Genomic DNA, 18,134 nt, shown 5'->3' on the forward strand with positions numbered 1-18,134 from the left:
CCATTAGGCGGAGATAACAAAATGAAGAAAATTTTAGTCGCTCTGTTCTCGGTAAGCGCCCTAATAATGGGGGTCGCTCAAGCAGAATTTAATGATCCCGGTGGTGTAGGTGGTCTTAACTCCCTGCGTGGTGATACCCGATTAGAAGAGACTCGACCTGCGGATAGCTTTAAACATACGCCAAAAGACCAAGTCGTTGAAACTGACTACGTCTATCAACCTCCTTTGATTCCTCATCAAATACGTAACTATGAGGTGTCATTAAATGCCAACAAGTGCCTATCTTGTCACAGTTGGAAAAACGCCAAGGACTCAGGTGCCACCAAAATCAGCGTAACTCACTTTATGAACCGTGAAGACGCTGTGCTTGCAGATGTGTCACCTCGCCGATACTTCTGTTTGCAATGCCACGTTACGCAGGTGGATGCTAAGCCACTGATCAACAACAATTTTGAGCGTGTTGATTCACTGCGCGACGAATAGCCATATGAAGTGAAGAGAGGCTATCTATGAAATTTATTAAAGCGTTTTGGAATCGCCTAACCACGCCGAGTAAAGCGGCGGCTGGTTTGGTGCTGTTCCTTGGTTTTACCGGCGGTCTACTGTTTTGGGGGGCATTCAACACTGGGATGGAAGCCACCAATACCGAAGAGTTCTGTTCAAGCTGTCACGCACCGATTGTGGCAGAAATTAAAGAGACGATTCACTACTCCAATCGTTCCGGTGTTCGTGCCATCTGCTCTGACTGTCACGTTCCCCATAACTGGACCGATAAGATTGTTCGTAAAGTACAGGCGTCCAAAGAGTTGTTTGCCTATTACGTGTTAGACACTATTGGCACGGAAGAAAAATTCCAAGCAAGACGCGGGCATCTAGCCGAACGTGAGTGGGCGCGCTTGAAAAACAACGACTCTCTTGAGTGTCGTAACTGCCACGAATTTGAATATATGGACTTTTCCGAACAAGGTCCAAGAAGTGTACAGCAGCACTCGACTGCTCTGGCATCTGGTGAAAAAACGTGTGTCGATTGTCATAAAGGTATCGCCCACCGCTTGCCTGATATGCACGGCGTAGAAGGTTGGCAATAAGGAGCCCTCATGAGTACATTAGAATCTGTCATTTGGCACGTGTTAGGTTACGCCGCTATGCCAGTCATCATTTTATCTGGATTTGTGGGCGTTGCCGCCGTATCGCTTTGGATACTCTCGCTTGGCAAAGATAAGCAGATAGAAGAAAAGTAGACAAAAGAAAGGTTGAGATAAGAAAAAGACCGATTTTGGCGAACAATGAAAAGAGGACGGTTTTAAGCCGTCCTCTTTTATATTCTCAATCAGACAATGATTCTCAAGCCAGCAATAAAAACCGTCAACTCAGTGTCGACCTTTATTTGACGCTTAGTGAGTGCGCCGATTAGAAGCTGTAGTAAACACCGGCAACAACTGTCTCACCGTCTTGCTTAGCAACGTCACCCGTCACTTCACCATCCGCTTCACCTGTCTGGTATTCAACGAACGTGAGAATATTGTCCGCTAATTCATAATCAACACCGATCACGAAGTTAGTCACATCACCATCATTTAAAGCAGCACCCGTGTGTGAAAGCTTATCTAAATCAGCCATTGCATAGGTCGAGTATACGCGTGCTTTATCGAATGAATAGCTTGCAGCAAGACCTAGTGATTGACCATCAACTAGCTCTTGAGAAGAGAAGAAACCAAAGCCATCAACACCTTCAAACTGGGTGTAGGTCATGGCAGCATAAAAACCGGCAATTTCATAAGAAACAGAAGCACCGAAAGCCTGAAAATCGGTAATATATTGACGATCACCATCATCGTTCAATTTTTCTGCTTCCGCAGCTTGATACATAGCACCAACCGTTAAACCGTTGATAGCGTAATCTGCTGAAACACCATATAGGCTGTCAATGTTTTCATCAGACTCAGTATGCATGTCAGCCACTAGAGTAAAATCAGCGAGCTTAGCTTTTGCTACGATGCCATGACCTGATGACTCTTTGTGATGACCACCAATACCACCCATATAGTTACCTTCATTGGTGATATCGTCTTTTTCAATCGCATCGCTTGAGTCCGCTAGATCGCCAACTTCACCCACAGCAACACCCCAAGTGTCAGTTTTTACACCAACGTAAACATCGTCAAACGTTGCGTCATTGTTTGTGCCGTCATACCAAGAGCCGGATTCTACTTCAAACGAAGCAAAGGCCGTGTACTTATTGCTTAGCTTTTGCTCAGCATTCAATTGAAGTTTTGCCCAAACGTTGACATCGGGATCCGTTTTCTCACCTTGAATATCCATTGTTGCTAGGTAAGCGTCAACTTCACCGCCAAACGTCACTGTCGTGTCATCATTTTTATAAAGCTCGGTGGCGGCAAAAGAAGAGGTAGAAATCGCTGCAATCATGCCCGCAAGAATCGTTTTTTTCACTGTAGTTCCTTAATGTAAACGATGTATTAACTTGGGCAATGACACTAACAGTTACAATTTTAGTTGTACTTAAAGCTTATTTAAGAAATACTTACAATAAAGCATTTCGTGATCGCGACTGGTATAGATGGAGTGAATAGGCTTTGGATTTAAACATGTTTAAGTACTTTATCGCTGTAATAGAGGAGCAAGGGGTCTCCAATGCAGCAAAAGCACTCGGTGTCACACCTTCTGCAGTCAGTCAAAATATTGCTAAGTTGAATGAATTTTATAACGATGTACTGTTTGTTCGAGTCGGAACTTCACTCGTTGCCACGACCAATGGCATGAATTTATATCGTTCAGTGAAACCTGCTGTCGAAGAGTTATCCTCCCAAGCAAAAGCACATAAAAATCCAACCAAATCGAAACGCACCATTTCATTTTTAAGCCATAAAGATGTTGATTTACTCTTCTATCCACAATTATTGGAAAGAGTCAGCCAGTCTGGGTTTGATATATCATTGCTCAACACCACCACCTCAGTGAACGAGGAGTTATGGTTTGATGAATTGGTACAACGTAAAGCCGACTTTATTCTCTCCACTCAACCGATGCAATTTACTGGCTACGAAAGCACTGTGTTATTAAAACAAGAGCCGGTATCAGTGTGTCGCACTGATCACCCATACAAGGAAAAGTTAACTGACGAGCAAGGCTTTTTTGAACTCGACTTCATCGCCTACACCACTCGACAAAACCACAAACGCCTGTTCCAAAACATGCTAAAAAACCAACCTGACACCCGAAATATTGTCTATCAATCAGACTCCATGCTGACCTCTCTTTATATGGTATCCAAGAGTGACTTGGTCTGTTTAGCGTTCACGCATCATGCCGAGAAATTTAAGCAAGCTCTGGGGTTGTCCATTCTGCCACTACCGTTCAAAGAAAGGGTCGAAGTCCCTATTTATCTCAGTTATAGAAAAAACATCCCAACCGACACAGCGTTGAAATGGGTCATTGAACAACTCGAACAAATATTCTCTGAGTACCACTAATGGAGGATATCCGCTGCGTCTAGTGAAGTGTTTGCTATACTTGTAGCATAAATAACTCGTTATCTGACTTGATTATCATGGTGAAAATGTTTCACTGAAATTTATCTAAGTCATTGCTAAGCAACAACCTATAATCACAATAGACAAATCAATAAATCTTGCAGTGGTGGAGAAGAAATGGCAACAGACCTGTCTTCAAATGAAAGAGTCACTCTGATTAAGTATGCATTGAATATACTTGATAGTTGGGGGGCCTCTAACTTACAAACAGAAGCGATCTTAGAACTCTCAGTGGAACAACATGCTCGACTTAAAGTGTCACCCGCCACTGTACCTGTGGGGCCAAATACCTTTGAGCGCGTGCATCTTATTGTCGAAATTGATGGCTATCTGAGAACCGCGTTTGAAAGTCCTCACTTTATCAATAACTTCATTAATGTTCGCAATAACTCCACCATTTTTAACGGCTATGCGCCGATTGAACATATTGAAGCCGGAGAACTTACCGGTCTTAAGCGACTTAAGCAGTGTGTGAAAGAGATGGCAAGAACGGCAGAGCAAGATGAGTCTCCTTGGTAATTGAGACCCGTCCTGTCTAGATTGATAGGTTAGAAATAGATCGAAAGGTTAAAATATTTTTTGGGTCGCGACGTTAAAGTATTTCTTATGTCGAGCATCAATACCACCACAATAAGTAAAGTAAACATCCTGAGGATGGTTAATGGATTTAATCCAGCCACCTACCTGCTCAAAGTCAGCTAATCGACACTCTCCTTGCTTTAAGAGCTGGGTTGATACTTTCAAAAACTCATCGCTATACAGCAAATAATCATCACTTTGATTTAAATACTGCTCCAGAACCTCTGCCCATTTATCGCCTTCTAACGGTACTTGCGCGACGGATAAATCTGACACCTTAACCCATTGTGAAATTTCTTCACTGCCGGGCTCTAGCTGATAAATGGGCGCAATACGAATCCAATCACCTTGTATTTCTTGTGGTGTGAGCTTTTCACCGTAATACGCAATTCCCTCTTCCGGCGCTTGGTCATCAGGTCGAATCTTAATTGACGTCGTGGTTTGATTGACATAATAAGCATCAACCTTAGGCACTACCGGTAATTCTATTTTGCTTTCGGTCACTTGACTGTTCGTTGCTGGCGCAATTTCAGATTCAAGCGACGACTCCGGCGGTTCTGTCATCACATCTGAATCCGATGACCCCTTATCAAATACACCAAAATAGTAAGCTGCCCCTGCACCGCCCAGAAGTAAGCAGATCACACCTAATACAATCACCAGTTTCTTCACACCTAATACCAATCCGTTAATACGCTCATTATTATATCGACCAAATCACAAGATAGTTAACTGTTGTCTGAACATAGTTACCATTACCCTGAACATGGTTACCTTTATCTTGAACATAGTTAACCATTATCTGCAGATTGAGTTTCGTTAATGATTGAGATGTTGATCAATCGCCACCGCAAGACCGACTGAAGCCCCGACCATAGGGTTGTTGCCCATCCCTATAAATCCCATCATCGCAACATGAGCCGGCACTGACGAACTTCCTGCGAACTGAGCATCAGCATGCATCCGTCCCATGGTATCGGTTAAACCATAACTAGCGGGTCCTGCTGCAACGTTGTCTGGGTGTAGCGTTCTACCTGTACCGCCACCAGACGCCACGGAAAAATAAGTTTTGCCTTGACGATAGCGTTCAGATTTATAGATCCCTGCTACGGGATGTTGAAAGCGTGTCGGGTTGGTCGAATTACCGGTAATACTGACATCCACCTGCGCAGCGTGCATAATCGCGACGCCTTCACGTACATCGTCTGCACCGTAACAGAGGATCTGACTACGCTCTCCTTGTCCAAAGACTCTACGTTTCACTTCATTTAACTCGCCGGTATCGTAATCAAATTGAGTCTGCACGTAGGTAAAACCATTGATTCTCGCGATCAGATAAGCTGCATCTTTCCCCAAACCATTAAGGATCACTGTCAGTGGTGTTTGGCGCGCTTTATTTGCATTCTGAGCGATTTTAATTGCCCCTTCTGCGGCTGCAAAAGATTCGTGTCCGGCAAGGAAAGCGAAACATTGTGTTTCTTCGCTCAATAAGCGAGCGGCCAGTGCACCATGACCTAACCCCACTTGTCGTTGCTGTGCAACGCTACCCGGTTTACAAAACGCTTGTAGCCCTTCACCCAGTATCTGTGCGGCTTCTACTGCCGATGACGCGTGTCGATAGAGAGCCAGTGCCGTGCCCAATGTATAAGCGTCGCCTGCGTTATCGAAAGCAATGGGTTGGGTATCAAGCACCCACTGTTTTGCATTAATACCGTGTTGTAAGCAGTACTGGTGTGCCTGTTCAATTGAATCAAGATGGATTTGACTCAGTAGCGATTCGATTTTGCTATTCATATTCATACCCTCGGTTACGCCTGACGTGGATTGATCGTTGTAACGGCCTCTTCAAAGCGACCATAAGTGCCTATTGCTTGCTCCATCGCTTCTTCGGCGCTCACTCCATCCGTGATCTTGTTCATCATCAAACCCAAATTTAGATAGCGATAGCCGATAATTTCGCGCTGCTCATCGAGAGCTAACTCCATCACATACCCTTCCGCCACTTCCATGTATCTGGGTCCTTTCGTCACCGTCGAGTAACTCGTTCCGACCTGACTTCTTTGAGTTTTCCCCAAGTCTTCCAGCCCTGACCCCACCTCAAGTCCATCGGCAGAAAACGCAGACTGGGTACGCCCATAAGCAAATTGCAAGAAGATCTCCCGCATCGCCACATTGATCGCGTCGCACACCAAATCGGTATTCATCGCCTCCAATATCGTTTTACCTGCAAGTATTTCAGAAGCCATTGCTGCAGAGTGTGTCATACCCGAGCAACCTATCGTTTCGATTAGCGCTTCTTGAATAACACCTTGCTTGACATTGAGAGTCAGTTTGGCTGCGCCTTGTTGTGGAGCACAAGTACCGACCCCGTGACTTAAGCCGGAGATAGCAATCACGTCTTTGGGATTAACCCAACGCCCTTCCATAGGAATAGGACTAGACGCGTGGAGATCACCCCGCGCTATCGGGCACATTGATTGAATATCTTGAGTGTATTGCATGTCGTTTTCCTAAAAGCAGGAAAACAGGTATAGAAGAGTGGCATTCACCCACAGTTTGCTCCCCACGATAGCGAGGCAAAACAGATATACCTGTTTTCAAAACTGTAGGAGTCATCAGCCAGAATGGCGGTTAAGTAGGTGGAACCCCATCACCTTTCGCCAAACATAGTAGATCTAGATCACACTTTCCCGCAAGAAGAAACACTAGACCAATTAATTATAAAAAACTGAGGAGTTATTCAATTTATCTTTTTGGATACTTGCGTATTATTCGCCAGCGGATGACATTAGCAGTGAATTATTAGATTAATTGGCTAAAAGTTAACATTGTTCACCACTAAAATGTCATAAAATACCGCTAACCTATCGGTGAAATTAAACTACAACGTTGAAAGGCTAAACTCAATTATGTTGGATGATAAAAACTTTCAGTTAATGAAAAATACATTAGAAGGGAAAGTAAAAAACATTGACGTTATCCCTCGTTGCAGCAAGGAATCGCTCATCGCCGCACTTGATAGTGCATCCTGTATCAATGACCTGATTGGCATCAACAAGGCTATCTTGCAATTGATCAGCAAGGGTTGAGGACAGTGATCAGTAAAACAAAAACATATTGATCAGCATGGCTTAAAGAAACGGCCCAGTCGAATCATCGACTGGGCCGTATTATTACCGGTACCACTGCTTTAACTAATAAAATTAAGCTTCTGTCTCGTCTTTCACTTTACGATGCCCTTCTTGAAGATGGACAAAATCGACAAGATCATCACCAGATACTTGATATGCCTGGCCAAAGCCTTTTACAAACAGACCTTGCTCAGCCTTTAAGTTAAACAGTACAAAATCTTCAAGCTGGCTTAGACCATCAATGATCTCACCAAATCGCTCTTGCATTTGACCGACAACCTGTGTCCACTGTTCACTGTCACGTTCTACGACCGACGCTGTTGCATCAAAGGTTAAACGCTTACGTGCAAACAACTGTTTACTGTCTGCTTCGTCTTCGATCAACATCAGCGACACATTGGGGTTAGCAAGAAGGTTTCTAGCATGGCGTGCAATTTGAGAAATCAGCACAAAGTAGCCTTGTTGATTTTGAACAAAAGGGGCGTAACTCACATTTGGGCGCCCATTTTCATCAACCGTTGCTAATTGAATGGTCTTCTTCTGTTGGCGAAACTCTTTAATTTCTGGACCGAGACGTCCTTGCAAACGCTCTTGTTTAACCTGTTGATCCATGTTCTTTACCTCACTTTCCTGTCTGGTGCGAGCACCATTATTCTATTTATGAATTCGGCTTTAATAACGGAATTTGAACGCTTTTAGTTTTGTATGCGCTGTTGAGCATTTCCGTACATAAAGCCCTCAAGTTAAGCCAGTATGACTGGCTTAACTTGGCTTAATTAGTTTTTCAATTGTTGCTGTAGTGCCTTAAAACGATCCACTTGATCTTGAATCAAGACACGCTTTTTGTCTCGTCCAAGATAGATTTTAAATACGCTGTTTCCGTCGGCATTAAAGAAGCCAAAATAGTGGCTCTCGCTGCCCATAAAAGGCTTGCTGACTAGCGCGACATCGGTGATCAGATCAAGCTTAAGGTGACCATGCAACTCGCCCTCTTTACCCATCAAGTTATAGTAGCCGCGTGCCACTTTTCCCTTAGGAAAAGACGCTTTAACTTCAAATATTGAACCAAATGAGTGAACAATAGTGGTCACTTTACCCCACTCAGGTAGTGACTCTAGCAGTTCTTGTGTCATGTCACCGGATGCGGTCGCTACCATCTCATCCGGTAGTGCAAAAACAACCTCTTTCTCTGAAACAGACAGCTTTTCTGCAATTGCGGCTGGCAATAGTTGAGGCTCAGTTTCCAATACTGCAGCCACTTTTTGCTTTAGTTGATTTGACATCTTATGTTCCATTGTTAATTGTTATCCTGCGAGCCTATGGTGCCCCATAGACTTATTGTTTGCTGTTGATTTGACTAATGTATTCATGGCTTGAATGGCGGCTTGAGCCAAAGTCACTGCCCAAAAACTGCCAGCCAGAGTCAGGACAAGATAGTCCTCTTGTACTTCGACTAATTGGTTGCGTTGCCAGACCTCAAACACAGGTTTGAGTAGGTCAAAAGTGTCATGTCCCTGAAACTGAGGTAGCTGACTGCGCCTAATAATACCGCTATCAAATCCCGCTTTTATTGCCGACTCAATTTCTTGCAGCGGTCCTTGTTTCATCATCATGGCAATCGTTGATTCACCTTTTTGCATCGCACTCATGTAGGTGTCTAATGAACGATGATGCATCACTCCGTAACCGCCTATGTTACCACCCGCACCACAACCGATCGGCAAAACTTCGGCATACGTTTTTGCTAAGCTGTTGTATTGGCTGCGCTCACGATTACTTCTCGCCCAGTGGTTAACACTCAACTGCTTGATGTGGTGTTTAGCCATAAAAGCGCTTCCAAGCTCATACATACTGGCTTTATCTACCGTTGATGCTGGAGAGGGAATACGTCCTTTTTCAACCATGTTAAGCATAGGCGCATCGCCACCAATCACTAATTGATAAAGATCGACGCCGTGCGCCCCTGTATCAAGAAAATCAATGAGATCTTGTTCAAAAACATCAAGAGTCTGATACGGTAATCCGTAAAGTAGATCGATCACGATGGGCGCTTCATCTCGAGCACTCAATGCGGCGACACGCTCCAAAACCACTTCTCGATCATCCAATCGCTTAGCACTACGTCTAACTTTAGTATCAAAGCTCTGTACTCCGAAAGAGAAGCGATTAAAACCACCTTCCAACGCCCGCTCAAACATCTCATCGCTGAATCGATTCGTTCGTCCCTCTAGGGTCATTTCACAATCTGTCGTCAGAGGGAAATTCTCACGAATCGCTTTACCAAGTTGTTCAATCTGAACAGGTGAAAGGTCGGTCGGTGTTCCGCCGCCAATATAAACGGCATTGAAACGACCAGCCTGCGTCCAAGGTAATGAGGCTTTCTGCTTAATTTCCGTCAGCAATGCCTGAAAATAGTCATCAACTAACTGACGACTCGCCGCATTCTGGAAAAAGTTGCAAAACGTGCATCTAACACGACAAAACGGGATGTGGATATAAAGACAGCGGCTTTTAGTCCGCTGCTCATTTACCGAGGTGATCGACTGGAAAATACTCTCTTTATCCTGCTGGCTCACCGGCATGCTCATACCACCAGCATGGGCAGAATGCTTCTTAACAAAGGCATAGCGGAGAGGGTCAGGGGTGGAGGTGCCAAAATGTGAATCGTCTAATTGATTCAGGTCTATTTTCATAACGTACTCGTTGTTACAGATAGCCTAAACCGAGTAGGCCAAATTTAAATCTCGATCGATCATAATTGGTGACAATTGATAATGCAATTGATAATTGCTTTCATTTATATTTCGTTGCATACTTTACGCGATTGTTTTGAAGAGATGTTATTAGAGGTTCTCTAAAAGTGAACGTTGCACGATATGCCGTTGCTGGCGCGATTTCGGTGGGCCTCCACCTTGCGTTTATGTTAGCCAATGAAACTAAGCCTGTTTTTGCCATGCCTGCGGGTAGCACGTCTACGTCTGTTTCTCTCTCTTTTGTTGCCCCAACACCTAAAGCCCAAGCCCAGGAACCGATTAAAGAGCCTGCGCCAGAGCCAGTTAAACCAGAGACATCACAACCTCAAGAAGTCGTTGAAACAAAAAAACAAATCGTGGAACCGACACCTACGCCACCGAAACCCGTTGAAAAAACGGTGAAAAAGCCCGTAGAAAAAAAAGTCCCTAAGAAAAAAACCACAAAGCCAAAACCTAAAAAGCCGGTCGAACCGAAACCCGTCGCCCAGCAGAAACAGAAAAAGCCTAAGCCACCGGAAACTTCCCCAAAACCACCGGAGCCCAAAGAAAATACGACTGAGCCAACACCAGAAGAAACACCACAAATCGTCAATAGCGGGGTTTCGAGCAAGCCTATCGTTGTTGAAAAACCTTCGTTTTTGAGCAAGCCCGTTAGTCCAAGATACCCACGTATCGCAAGAAAAAGAGGCATTGAAGGCACCGCCACCTATGAGATTTGGATTAATGCTCAAGGTCAGCAAACACAACATATTCTGATTTCATCATCCGGTGCTGAAATCCTCGATAAATCGGCGCTTGATGCCATTAAACAGTGGAAGTTTTCCACCCATAAAATAGACGGTGTCGCGATTGCACACCGAATTCGGATCCCTGTTCGCTTTAATTTGGATTAATCATGGAACAACTGCATTACATTGAACAACAACTCGGATTGATGGCTTGGCCACTCATTATTTGCTCAGCGATTACCGCTATGATCATTATCGAGCGCCTATTTCAAATCGCGATTAGTGCTGGCAGCGGTCACCGTGCGCTGCGCCAATCTCTAAAACAGACCTCCGCACATAGTGAAAAAGAGATCGAAGCGCTAGCAAAGAGCTTTAGCAGTAAGCGCCCTTTACTCTACAAAGGCGTCGCTATGCTGTTAGCGCATCACTCATTCGCTAAATCACTACGCGAAGATGCCGCTTCTATTTGGCTACAAGACAAACGACACCAACTGCATTCTGGACTGAGATTGCTCTCGCTCATTGGTGTCATTAGCCCTCTTATCGGTCTTTTGGGTACCGTACTTGGTCTTATTGAGATGTTCAAAGGGATTGCGGCGGCTTCGGGTAACGTCACACCCAATGATCTTGCCGATGGTCTTGGGCTAGCAATGCGCACGACAGCGGTCGGTCTGATCATTGCGCTTCCTGCTATTTCGGGCGCACAACTCATTGGTCTTTGGGCAGACAGAATCATCGCTAAGTTGGAGCACACTCTCAACTATGCCAACTTATGGCTTGAGGGTGTCGAGATTCAACACTCTCGCCGTGATCCTGTGAAGGTAGACAACATCGATAAACTTCAGGCGACAGCGCAACATGATTAGAGCCTCAAACTCCACGGAATCGAATAGCCTCTTTCCAGATCTCACGCCATTACTGGATATTATCTTTATCGTCATGGTGTTTCTGATGCTGACGGCATCGGTCAAACTGGAATCCCTACAGGTGGATTTACCGACGACAGACAGCAGTGCCGTCACGGAAGTTGATAGCCAATCACTCACCGTCAATATACTCGCCAATGAGCCGTATTGGGCAATTAACAAGCACCAGTATATCGACTGGGATAACTTCACTTTGGCTCTGCTAGAACAATCTCAATCATCTAAGCAACCCATCATTATTGGGGCTGAAAAAACCGCTGACGTTCAACATCTGGTGAAACTGTTGGCTTTTATGCAAGAAAACAATATCCCAGCGACTCAGTTATTAACTGAACAAGAGTCTCATTAGCAAGGAAAGTAAGATAATGAATAGAAAAACAATAAAACAGATAGGACTGGTTGCCGTTGCTTCTTTGCTGGGCAATTTTTCAGTGACTGCGGCTGAATCTGAGTCGCAACAAAAAATCATCAGTGTTGGCTATGCCATCACCGAGCTCGTCTATGCACTTGATGCGCAAGATCAATTGGTCGGCGTCGATGTCACCAGTATCACTGAAGGCGATGAGATCCCAAAAGTGGGCTATCACCGTGCGCTATCCGCGGAAGGTTTACTTGCCCTTCAACCCGATAGGCTGATCGGCTCGGAGGTGATGGGTCCTAAATCGACACTGGATCAACTGCAACGTGCTGGGATTGATATTCAAATAACCAATGAAGAACCAACAGTGGCGGGACTCAAAGAGCGTATTGAACAGATAGCCAAGCTCGTTTCTCGTGAAGACAAAGTGGCTGAACTCCACCATCAGGTCAACGACAAAGTCACGGCACTCGAAGCGAATCAACCCAAAGCCACCGAAGCGAAAAAAGTATTATTCCTGCTCATTCATGAAGGACGCCCAGCAAATGTGGCGGGACTGAATACCATTCCGGATGGCATCATCAAACTCGCTGGTGGCATCAACACTGCCGATTCGGTTGAATCTTACAAGCCGCTTTCTAACGAAGCGATGATCGCCATGCAACCTGACGTCATTCTCGTCAGTGGTCGCAGCTATCAAACGCTGGGTGGTGTTGACGGTGTGCTGAAAGCACTGCCATCGCTTGCCGCGACGCCTGCTGGTCAGAACAAGCAAATTCTGACGGTAGACGGTCATGCGATTGTCGGTGGGCTTGGTCTACGCAGTTTAAGTGAAGCGGCTCGTATCAACGAACTGCTTTATCCTTGATTTTATCTCGATGGCACCAGTCTCGATGACACTAATCACGGCGACGCTATTTACAAAAAAACGATTCCAAGAGAAACGATTCACTGTAAATAGCGTCTACTAAAGATGGCTCAGTGTCTTACCTATTATCTAATCAGCTAGTTAATTTTTTATGTTACGACGTGTTCCCAGTACCGTAGTTTTTTGTGGATTTGCAGCCATGCTGTTTGTATTTGCAGTCTACTCAATCACCGTTGGTCCAATGGCGATCTCTTTTAAAGAGAGCCTGACCTCATTGTTGGTTCGATCCAACTCTTTAGCGCCTCATATTAACTTGGTGATCCACGATATTCGCTTGCCAAGAACCCTACTGTGTATGCTTGTGGGCGCTATCCTGGCACTATGTGGCGCAGTGATGCAGGGGTTATTTCGCAACCCATTAGCAGAGCCCGGAATTATTGGTGTGTCCGCGGGCGCTTCTTTGGGAGCCGCGATTGCCATCGTTGGTTTCTCTGCCATTGGTGTTCAATTCCCTGAGTTACTCACTCTAGCCATCGTACCTGTGTTTGCTTTTCTAGGCGGCGCTCTAACCACGATTCTGGTCTACACATTAGGTAGCAGCAAAATGGGGACGTCCGTCACCATCATGCTGCTTGCAGGTGTTGCCATTAGTGCCTTATCTGGGGCGGGCATCGGCTACTTAAATTTCGTTGCCGATGATCAAATGCTAAGAGATTTATCTCTCTGGTCTATGGGCTCACTCGCTGGCGGAAGCTGGGGTAATATCGCTTTAGCCGCAGTGACACTCGTGGCGCTTTTCGTGTACTTCTACCGAAAATCCATGGCACTCAATGCGCTGCTATTGGGTGAATCCGAAGCCAAGCATTTGGGCATCAATGTGCAAGCCCTCAAACGCCAGCTTATCCTGCTAACGGCAATTGGTGTGGGTGTAACGGTGAGTATCGCAGGGATGATTGGTTTTATCGGCTTAGTCATTCCGCATCTGTGTCGTATGCTATCCGGTCCAGATCATCGAACACTGCTCCCTTTGTCTGCTCTGCTCGGAGCCCTTTTACTGACCGCCGCAGATATGTTTGCCAGAGTCGCTGTCACTCCTGCTGAACTGCCTGTCGGTATTGTTACCGCAATTGTAGGCGCGCCTTTCTTCTTATATTTATTGCTTCAACAAAAAGGGCGAATTCTATGATTACCGGCGAGTCAAATCGTGCATTATCTGTCTCTAATGTGTCGATCAAGTTTGGGCATCAAGTCATCCTCGATAACCTCGACATAAGCCTTTACTCAGGTCAAGTGACGGCGTTGCTTGGACCAAACGGCGCAGGCAAAAGTACACTGCTTAAATTACTTTGTGGCGAAACGACTTCTTCATGTGAAGTAAAATATTTCGGAGAGACTCGAGAGAAGTGGGGACCTGAAAAGCTTTCCAAACACCTTGGCTTGCTCCCGCAACATAGTACGCTTTCTTTCCCTTTTTTAGCACAAGAAGTCGTAGAGTTAGGGGCAATTCCTCTTGATACGACCCATCGTGAAACCAAGCAACTTGCTCAGCAATATATGCAAAGAGCCGATGTCACTCATCTCGCCGATAGACTCTATCCATCCCTGTCTGGGGGCGAGAAACAACGCGTCCATCTTGCAAGAGTGTTGACCCAGCTGCATCATGCTGGCGACAAAAAGATTTTGATGTTAGACGAGCCAACTTCGGCACTGGATCTTGCTCATCAGCACAATACGTTAGCGCTGGCAAAGGAGCTTGCCGAGCAGGGCTGTGCCGTGGTTATCGTGCTGCATGATCTGAACTTAGCGGCGCAATATTCCGACCGAATCTTGGTACTTAATAACGGGAAAATCGTCGCTGATGGTACGCCTTGGCAGACCATTACCAGTAAAATGATTGCCGACGTATATGGCTATGAAACCCTCATTAATAGCCACCCTGAAAAAGATATTCCCGTGGTATTACCTAAATAAGAAAACCGAAATAAAAAGTCGAAATAAAAAAGAGCCGATACATGTATCGGCTCTTTTCAACTGTGTTCGCAGACTACTGAATCTATCGGCTTAATTGAATTAATGAACGCCCCATTAACCACTCAAGCTCTTTATCACTACCTTCACCGTAACGAGTCTCAACTAATTTATACAAGCGGGCAATGCCTTGCTGAGCGAACTCGTGAGAGGTTTCCGATGTGACGACATGGTGGAACAGTAATCTTAAAATCGCTAAAAACTCAGAATCTTCTAGTGCAGCGACCCAGCTTTTGCTAAAGCCTTCCATACCCTGTTCGAACTCCAAGTGTTCAATGAACATCTTAAAAATTCGACCATCAAGTGCGGCAGTAAAATCCGTTTTTTTAGGGAAGTGGTGACTAATCCCCGTACGCGAAATCCCCGTCTGCTGACTCAATGTTGTGTATGACATTTTGTCGTAACCTAGGCGGATGATTTGATCCACGACGGCTTCCATAATTTTCTGAATCGTGATTTCAGTATCTTCTTTGCTACGCTTTGGCATATCTAAAGTTCTTCCCTTATCGGTTGTCTTGCGATCACTGTATGCTATACCATAATTAAAGCACACTCATAGGAAATTACTATTATTAGTGGTGACAATTTGTAACGAATTGACCCAGAAATGACAGAAATAGTGGACTTTCTCAATGAGTTAATACAAAGACAAACCATTCTTTTATAAAACAAATACGTTACCTTATTACATTCTATAAAGTGTACCATCTATCAACTCACGATGTTCCATCCCAGCAATAATTCCCTTATCACCCAGCCATTTATGTGATCGAAATCACTGTTAAACATCTAAAAATACGCATGCAGTTTCATCCTAAAGCCTAACCAACCGCCAGAATAATCTTCATTATTGGTAACTAAAATTGATCTTATTGCCGATATATTGCTGGATACCGTGATAACACAGAGATAGAATGAGGGCATATTTTGTAAGAGGTATCAACATGTCTAATACATACGAAGAGCCAACAGTATGTGACGCTTGTGGCGTTGCAGGCGAAATGGGTTTTGTGATCAAAGAAGGTGATGAAGTCGCACAGGTACAACTGTTTGCGGAATCCAAAGCTCAACTCGAAGCAGAAATTCAAAAGTACATTGAATTGGCTCAGTCAGTCTCTGCGCAAGTTCAGTACGATTTGACTGAACTTACTGAAGAATCAAAACAATTGACCGCTCAATTTAAATTTGAAGTCAGTGCAGAAAAGCTAATTTTCGAACTAAAGACCCGCTCTTTAGCGTAAAATTATCTCTGCCTGTAAAGCGAGCGATATGCTCGCTTTAATTTTATCTGACAGTAACACTTTAAGACTGAGCTCGAGATGTTCAAACGTTCCTTCGCATTGCTTGTTACCACAGCGCTATTACCCTGTTTGAGTGTTGCAGAGCCGTTATCGCGCCACCAGTTACTCAATCACTTAGATAGCTACGGCAACCTAGACCTGCGCAGCCGTCAATTTGCCCAGTTACCCGACAACCTCACTGTGAGCGGTAACCTCGATATTTCTCGAACGCGAATACAATCCCTACCCAAGCAACTGATTGTTCAGGGAAGCCTTAAAGCGCAAGACTGTCAATTGGTCACTATTCCAACTGGCACGCAAATATTGGGCTATGTGGATTTATCTCGAAGCAAACTGACCTCATGGCCAAGAGGCTTTGTTCCTGGTGGCTATGTCAGCCTGAATGATACGCCAATCAAACAGCTCCCTAATAATATGCGTATCAAAGGCGATTTAAGTCTATTACGAACTCCCCTCACACGACTCCCAGAAAACCTATATGTTCAGGGTGACCTCTATATTGGGGGATCAAATATTTCTGAGTTTCCAACCACCATGACAGTGGGAGGCAACATTTACCTTGGCGGAAATAAAATAACTCAATGGCCAGAGACGTTGAATTTAGGGGGCGCTGTCGCACCTTAATGGAAGTGATTGCTGCCGTTCTTCAAGCGAGTTGTTGGAGTGAGTTCTTGCAGTGAGTTATTGGCGATAGTTCTCGAAGATAATGCTTGAAGATAATGAAAGTTCTCACCATTAGGCTTTAATAGCAATAGGTTGTTCACTAAGGAGATCACCGTCGCTCACTCGGTTTCTACCTTGTTCTTTCGCTTGATAGAGTGCTTTATCAGCCCTACTTACCAAGGAGTCCCAAAGTTCATTTTGGTTGAGTTGAGCCACTCCAAAACTGCACGTCACTGTCTGTCCCGCTATTTCGTTTTGAGGGATCAGAAGAACTTGTTTTCTAATCGTCTCCGCTAACTCGATGGCACTGTCTAGATTTGCTCCATCGATAACAATCATGACCTCATCGCCACCGAACCGGAATGCCGTAGCATCAGCGTTAATTTGCTGGCGAATCACTTCCGACACCTTACGCAATACTCTATCACCAACGATATGACCACAGTCGTCATTAATGCGCTTAAAGCGATCAACATCCAGCATAATGATGCTCATGGGTTTTAATCGCATCAAACGACCCGCAAAACGTTTTCTAACATGCATTTCAAGAGCACGACGATTTCTTAATTTAGTCAAAGGGTCGAAATAAGACAACTCATGAATCGACTGCACTAACCGCGCATACAGCAACCAGAGCATACTAAAACTGATCGAAACCACCAAAATGATACTAAACAGGAAGGTCAACTGATGAACCATTCCCGTTTCCATATAGTCGTCAATCTCTGCAGAAAGGAAGGTATAAATGGTACGAAACAACATATACAAGCCAAAAAAAGCAAATGACCCTGAAAGCATATTAACCGCAAGTTTAAAGTCATTGCGTTGGCCTTTGTAAACGACATACGCAGTCGTTATACAAATCGTCGATAAATAGAAACTGATGATCATTACCCGAGCTCTGGTCGAAGGAAACTGGGTAGTAAAATAAACTAAAAAGGTAATGACGAGCGGCAGACCGGTTGCAACCGCAAAAGCCATGTTTTTGTTGTATTGTCGAATAATGCACAAACTGTACAAATTCAATTGAAAAGCCATCAGTATAATGAGATTGCCGACAACAATGCTCGCCCAATCAGGCACGACTCCTCGCAGACCAATAAGCATTGGTCCTAAGCCTATACCTAAAATAGCCACTGCAAACATGGTGAGACCAGAAACTCTCAATTGAGTTCTCTGAAACAACATAAAGCCGAGCGCGTAAATAAAGGAGAACAAAATTATAATGAAATTAAGCGTTCTCATGTC

At 44.6% G+C, this 18,134-nt stretch carries 23 protein-coding genes and 1 riboswitch; of the genes, 14 read left to right on the forward strand and 9 right to left on the reverse strand.

What is annotated here, in order from left to right:
• Nucleotides 1-21 precede the first annotated feature (21 nt).
• The 3 genes from L9Q39_RS19075 to L9Q39_RS19085 are packed head-to-tail and all read left to right on the forward strand — an operon-like array spanning nucleotide 22 to nucleotide 1,241.
• Nucleotides 22-483, forward strand: a complete 462-nt coding sequence (locus L9Q39_RS19075) for a nitrate reductase cytochrome c-type subunit (RefSeq protein WP_237486693.1) — start codon at nucleotides 22-24, stop codon at nucleotides 481-483.
• A gap of 26 nt (nucleotides 484-509) precedes the next feature.
• Nucleotides 510-1,088: a NapC/NirT family cytochrome c gene (locus L9Q39_RS19080; protein WP_237486695.1), complete on the forward strand. Its 579-nt coding sequence runs from the start codon at nucleotides 510-512 to the stop codon at nucleotides 1,086-1,088.
• A 9-nt stretch (nucleotides 1,089-1,097) separates the two neighbouring features.
• A complete protein-coding gene (locus tag L9Q39_RS19085; protein ID WP_237486697.1) occupies nucleotides 1,098-1,241 on the forward strand; it encodes a TIGR02808 family protein in 144 nt (47 codons plus the stop codon).
• A 169-nt stretch (nucleotides 1,242-1,410) separates the two neighbouring features.
• Here L9Q39_RS19085 and L9Q39_RS19090 read toward each other — a convergent pair whose 3' ends face one another.
• Nucleotides 1,411-2,451 carry a porin gene (locus L9Q39_RS19090; protein WP_237486698.1) on the reverse strand — a complete coding sequence of 347 codons (1,041 nt, stop codon included), beginning with the start codon at nucleotides 2,449-2,451 and terminating at the stop codon, nucleotides 1,411-1,413.
• A gap of 155 nt (nucleotides 2,452-2,606) precedes the next feature.
• Between L9Q39_RS19090 and L9Q39_RS19095 the strand changes: the two genes are divergently transcribed.
• Both L9Q39_RS19095 and L9Q39_RS19100 read left to right on the forward strand, forming a co-directional pair.
• On the forward strand, nucleotides 2,607-3,491 hold the full coding sequence (locus L9Q39_RS19095) for a LysR family transcriptional regulator (RefSeq protein WP_237486699.1): 885 nt from the start codon (nucleotides 2,607-2,609) through the stop codon (nucleotides 3,489-3,491).
• Between the two features lie 177 nt (nucleotides 3,492-3,668).
• The gene (locus L9Q39_RS19100) at nucleotides 3,669-4,070 is read left to right on the forward strand and encodes a hypothetical protein (protein WP_237486701.1); all 402 of its coding nucleotides are present in this window, start codon (nucleotides 3,669-3,671) and stop codon (nucleotides 4,068-4,070) included.
• Between the two features lie 48 nt (nucleotides 4,071-4,118).
• On the opposite strand, the gene L9Q39_RS19105 is transcribed toward L9Q39_RS19100, so the two are convergent.
• The 3 genes from L9Q39_RS19105 to L9Q39_RS19115 form a co-directional block, all read right to left on the reverse strand.
• A complete protein-coding gene (locus tag L9Q39_RS19105) occupies nucleotides 4,119-4,802 on the reverse strand; it encodes a hypothetical protein (RefSeq protein ID WP_237486704.1) in 684 nt (227 codons plus the stop codon).
• A gap of 147 nt (nucleotides 4,803-4,949) precedes the next feature.
• Nucleotides 4,950-5,924 carry a GGGtGRT protein gene (locus tag L9Q39_RS19110; RefSeq protein WP_237486706.1) on the reverse strand — a complete coding sequence of 325 codons (975 nt, stop codon included), beginning with the start codon at nucleotides 5,922-5,924 and terminating at the stop codon, nucleotides 4,950-4,952.
• A gap of 14 nt (nucleotides 5,925-5,938) precedes the next feature.
• On the reverse strand, nucleotides 5,939-6,631 hold the full coding sequence (locus L9Q39_RS19115) for an iron-sulfur cluster assembly scaffold protein (RefSeq protein WP_237486708.1): 693 nt from the start codon (nucleotides 6,629-6,631) through the stop codon (nucleotides 5,939-5,941).
• A gap of 98 nt (nucleotides 6,632-6,729) precedes the next feature.
• Nucleotides 6,730-6,794, reverse strand: a riboswitch (Fluoride riboswitch).
• Between the two features lie 245 nt (nucleotides 6,795-7,039).
• Between L9Q39_RS19115 and L9Q39_RS19120 the strand changes: the two genes are divergently transcribed.
• A complete protein-coding gene (locus L9Q39_RS19120) occupies nucleotides 7,040-7,219 on the forward strand; it encodes a hypothetical protein (protein WP_237486710.1) in 180 nt (59 codons plus the stop codon).
• A gap of 114 nt (nucleotides 7,220-7,333) precedes the next feature.
• Here the strand turns inward: L9Q39_RS19120 and hutZ are convergent, their stop codons facing one another.
• From hutZ to hutW, 3 genes are all read right to left on the reverse strand, one after another.
• Nucleotides 7,334-7,873, reverse strand: a complete 540-nt coding sequence (gene hutZ, locus L9Q39_RS19125) for a heme utilization protein HutZ (protein WP_237486713.1) — start codon at nucleotides 7,871-7,873, stop codon at nucleotides 7,334-7,336.
• A gap of 164 nt (nucleotides 7,874-8,037) precedes the next feature.
• Nucleotides 8,038-8,544 carry a heme utilization cystosolic carrier protein HutX gene (gene hutX / locus L9Q39_RS19130; RefSeq protein WP_237486715.1) on the reverse strand — a complete coding sequence of 169 codons (507 nt, stop codon included), beginning with the start codon at nucleotides 8,542-8,544 and terminating at the stop codon, nucleotides 8,038-8,040.
• 21 nt (nucleotides 8,545-8,565) lie between these two features.
• Nucleotides 8,566-9,954 (reverse strand): heme anaerobic degradation radical SAM methyltransferase ChuW/HutW, encoded by a 1,389-nt coding sequence (gene hutW, locus L9Q39_RS19135; protein WP_237486716.1) that lies wholly within the window; start codon nucleotides 9,952-9,954, stop codon nucleotides 8,566-8,568.
• A gap of 167 nt (nucleotides 9,955-10,121) precedes the next feature.
• Between hutW and L9Q39_RS19140 the strand changes: the two genes are divergently transcribed.
• The 6 genes from L9Q39_RS19140 to L9Q39_RS19165 all read left to right on the forward strand — a co-directional run bounded on the left by L9Q39_RS19140 (nucleotide 10,122) and on the right by L9Q39_RS19165 (nucleotide 14,865).
• Nucleotides 10,122-10,907 carry an energy transducer TonB gene (locus L9Q39_RS19140; protein ID WP_237486718.1) on the forward strand — a complete coding sequence of 262 codons (786 nt, stop codon included), beginning with the start codon at nucleotides 10,122-10,124 and terminating at the stop codon, nucleotides 10,905-10,907.
• Nucleotides 10,908-10,909: 2 nt separating this feature from the next.
• Nucleotides 10,910-11,608, forward strand: a complete 699-nt coding sequence (locus L9Q39_RS19145; RefSeq protein WP_237486720.1) for a MotA/TolQ/ExbB proton channel family protein — start codon at nucleotides 10,910-10,912, stop codon at nucleotides 11,606-11,608.
• On the forward strand, nucleotides 11,601-12,017 hold the full coding sequence (locus L9Q39_RS19150; RefSeq protein ID WP_237486722.1) for an ExbD/TolR family protein: 417 nt from the start codon (nucleotides 11,601-11,603) through the stop codon (nucleotides 12,015-12,017). The genes L9Q39_RS19145 and L9Q39_RS19150 overlap by 8 nt, the downstream gene beginning before the upstream one ends.
• Before the next feature lie 16 nt (nucleotides 12,018-12,033).
• Nucleotides 12,034-12,894 carry a heme/hemin ABC transporter substrate-binding protein gene (locus L9Q39_RS19155; RefSeq protein WP_237486724.1) on the forward strand — a complete coding sequence of 287 codons (861 nt, stop codon included), beginning with the start codon at nucleotides 12,034-12,036 and terminating at the stop codon, nucleotides 12,892-12,894.
• Nucleotides 12,895-13,045: 151 nt separating this feature from the next.
• Complete coding sequence (locus L9Q39_RS19160) at nucleotides 13,046-14,080, forward strand: FecCD family ABC transporter permease (RefSeq protein WP_435532855.1); 1,035 nt, start codon at nucleotides 13,046-13,048, stop codon at nucleotides 14,078-14,080.
• Nucleotides 14,077-14,865 carry a heme ABC transporter ATP-binding protein gene (locus L9Q39_RS19165; RefSeq protein WP_237486728.1) on the forward strand — a complete coding sequence of 263 codons (789 nt, stop codon included), beginning with the start codon at nucleotides 14,077-14,079 and terminating at the stop codon, nucleotides 14,863-14,865. Before L9Q39_RS19160 ends, L9Q39_RS19165 begins: the two co-directional genes overlap by 4 nt.
• Before the next feature lie 82 nt (nucleotides 14,866-14,947).
• Here L9Q39_RS19165 and L9Q39_RS19170 read toward each other — a convergent pair whose 3' ends face one another.
• Nucleotides 14,948-15,409: a TetR/AcrR family transcriptional regulator gene (locus L9Q39_RS19170; protein WP_237486730.1), complete on the reverse strand. Its 462-nt coding sequence runs from the start codon at nucleotides 15,407-15,409 to the stop codon at nucleotides 14,948-14,950.
• Between the two features lie 457 nt (nucleotides 15,410-15,866).
• Here L9Q39_RS19170 and L9Q39_RS19175 point away from each other — a divergent pair, with 457 nt between their 5' ends.
• Together L9Q39_RS19175 and L9Q39_RS19180 are read left to right on the forward strand one after the other, a co-directional pair.
• Nucleotides 15,867-16,163 carry a YfcZ/YiiS family protein gene (locus L9Q39_RS19175; RefSeq protein WP_237486732.1) on the forward strand — a complete coding sequence of 99 codons (297 nt, stop codon included), beginning with the start codon at nucleotides 15,867-15,869 and terminating at the stop codon, nucleotides 16,161-16,163.
• Between the two features lie 78 nt (nucleotides 16,164-16,241).
• Complete coding sequence (locus tag L9Q39_RS19180) at nucleotides 16,242-16,847, forward strand: leucine-rich repeat domain-containing protein (RefSeq protein WP_237486734.1); 606 nt, start codon at nucleotides 16,242-16,244, stop codon at nucleotides 16,845-16,847.
• Nucleotides 16,848-16,958: 111 nt separating this feature from the next.
• Here L9Q39_RS19180 and L9Q39_RS19185 read toward each other — a convergent pair whose 3' ends face one another.
• Nucleotides 16,959-18,074, reverse strand: coding sequence for a GGDEF domain-containing protein (locus L9Q39_RS19185; RefSeq protein WP_237486736.1), 1,116 nt, complete (start codon nucleotides 18,072-18,074; stop codon nucleotides 16,959-16,961).
• Nucleotides 18,075-18,134 lie beyond the last annotated feature (60 nt).

The sequence above is a fragment of the Vibrio hippocampi genome (assembly GCF_921292975.1).
GTDB lineage: Bacteria > Pseudomonadota > Gammaproteobacteria > Enterobacterales > Vibrionaceae > Vibrio > Vibrio hippocampi.

Excerpts from the sequence above, each read along its gene's own strand:
- L9Q39_RS19120 (WP_237486710.1), top strand. The coding sequence starts at position 7,040 with ATGTTGGATGATAAAAACTTTCAGTTAATGAAAAATACATTAGAAGGG.
- L9Q39_RS19165 (WP_237486728.1), top strand. The coding sequence starts at position 14,077 with ATGATTACCGGCGAGTCAAATCGTGCATTATCTGTCTCTAATGTGTCG.
- L9Q39_RS19170 (WP_237486730.1), bottom strand. The coding sequence starts at position 15,409 with ATGCCAAAGCGTAGCAAAGAAGATACTGAAATCACGATTCAGAAAATT.
- L9Q39_RS19180 (WP_237486734.1), top strand. The coding sequence starts at position 16,242 with ATGTTCAAACGTTCCTTCGCATTGCTTGTTACCACAGCGCTATTACCC.
- L9Q39_RS19095 (WP_237486699.1), top strand. The coding sequence starts at position 2,607 with ATGTTTAAGTACTTTATCGCTGTAATAGAGGAGCAAGGGGTCTCCAAT.
- L9Q39_RS19110 (WP_237486706.1), bottom strand. The coding sequence starts at position 5,924 with ATGAATAGCAAAATCGAATCGCTACTGAGTCAAATCCATCTTGATTCA.
- L9Q39_RS19150 (WP_237486722.1), top strand. The coding sequence starts at position 11,601 with ATGATTAGAGCCTCAAACTCCACGGAATCGAATAGCCTCTTTCCAGAT.
- L9Q39_RS19145 (WP_237486720.1), top strand. The coding sequence starts at position 10,910 with ATGGAACAACTGCATTACATTGAACAACAACTCGGATTGATGGCTTGG.
- L9Q39_RS19155 (WP_237486724.1), top strand. The coding sequence starts at position 12,034 with ATGAATAGAAAAACAATAAAACAGATAGGACTGGTTGCCGTTGCTTCT.
- L9Q39_RS19100 (WP_237486701.1), top strand. The coding sequence starts at position 3,669 with ATGGCAACAGACCTGTCTTCAAATGAAAGAGTCACTCTGATTAAGTAT.
- hutW (WP_237486716.1), bottom strand. The coding sequence starts at position 9,954 with ATGAAAATAGACCTGAATCAATTAGACGATTCACATTTTGGCACCTCC.
- hutX (WP_237486715.1), bottom strand. The coding sequence starts at position 8,544 with ATGTCAAATCAACTAAAGCAAAAAGTGGCTGCAGTATTGGAAACTGAG.
- L9Q39_RS19175 (WP_237486732.1), top strand. The coding sequence starts at position 15,867 with ATGTCTAATACATACGAAGAGCCAACAGTATGTGACGCTTGTGGCGTT.
- L9Q39_RS19160 (WP_435532855.1), top strand. The coding sequence starts at position 13,046 with ATGTTACGACGTGTTCCCAGTACCGTAGTTTTTTGTGGATTTGCAGCC.
- L9Q39_RS19115 (WP_237486708.1), bottom strand. The coding sequence starts at position 6,631 with ATGCAATACACTCAAGATATTCAATCAATGTGCCCGATAGCGCGGGGT.
- hutZ (WP_237486713.1), bottom strand. The coding sequence starts at position 7,873 with ATGGATCAACAGGTTAAACAAGAGCGTTTGCAAGGACGTCTCGGTCCA.
- L9Q39_RS19075 (WP_237486693.1), top strand. The coding sequence starts at position 22 with ATGAAGAAAATTTTAGTCGCTCTGTTCTCGGTAAGCGCCCTAATAATG.
- L9Q39_RS19185 (WP_237486736.1), bottom strand. The coding sequence starts at position 18,074 with ATGTTGTTTCAGAGAACTCAATTGAGAGTTTCTGGTCTCACCATGTTT.
- L9Q39_RS19085 (WP_237486697.1), top strand. The coding sequence starts at position 1,098 with ATGAGTACATTAGAATCTGTCATTTGGCACGTGTTAGGTTACGCCGCT.
- L9Q39_RS19080 (WP_237486695.1), top strand. The coding sequence starts at position 510 with ATGAAATTTATTAAAGCGTTTTGGAATCGCCTAACCACGCCGAGTAAA.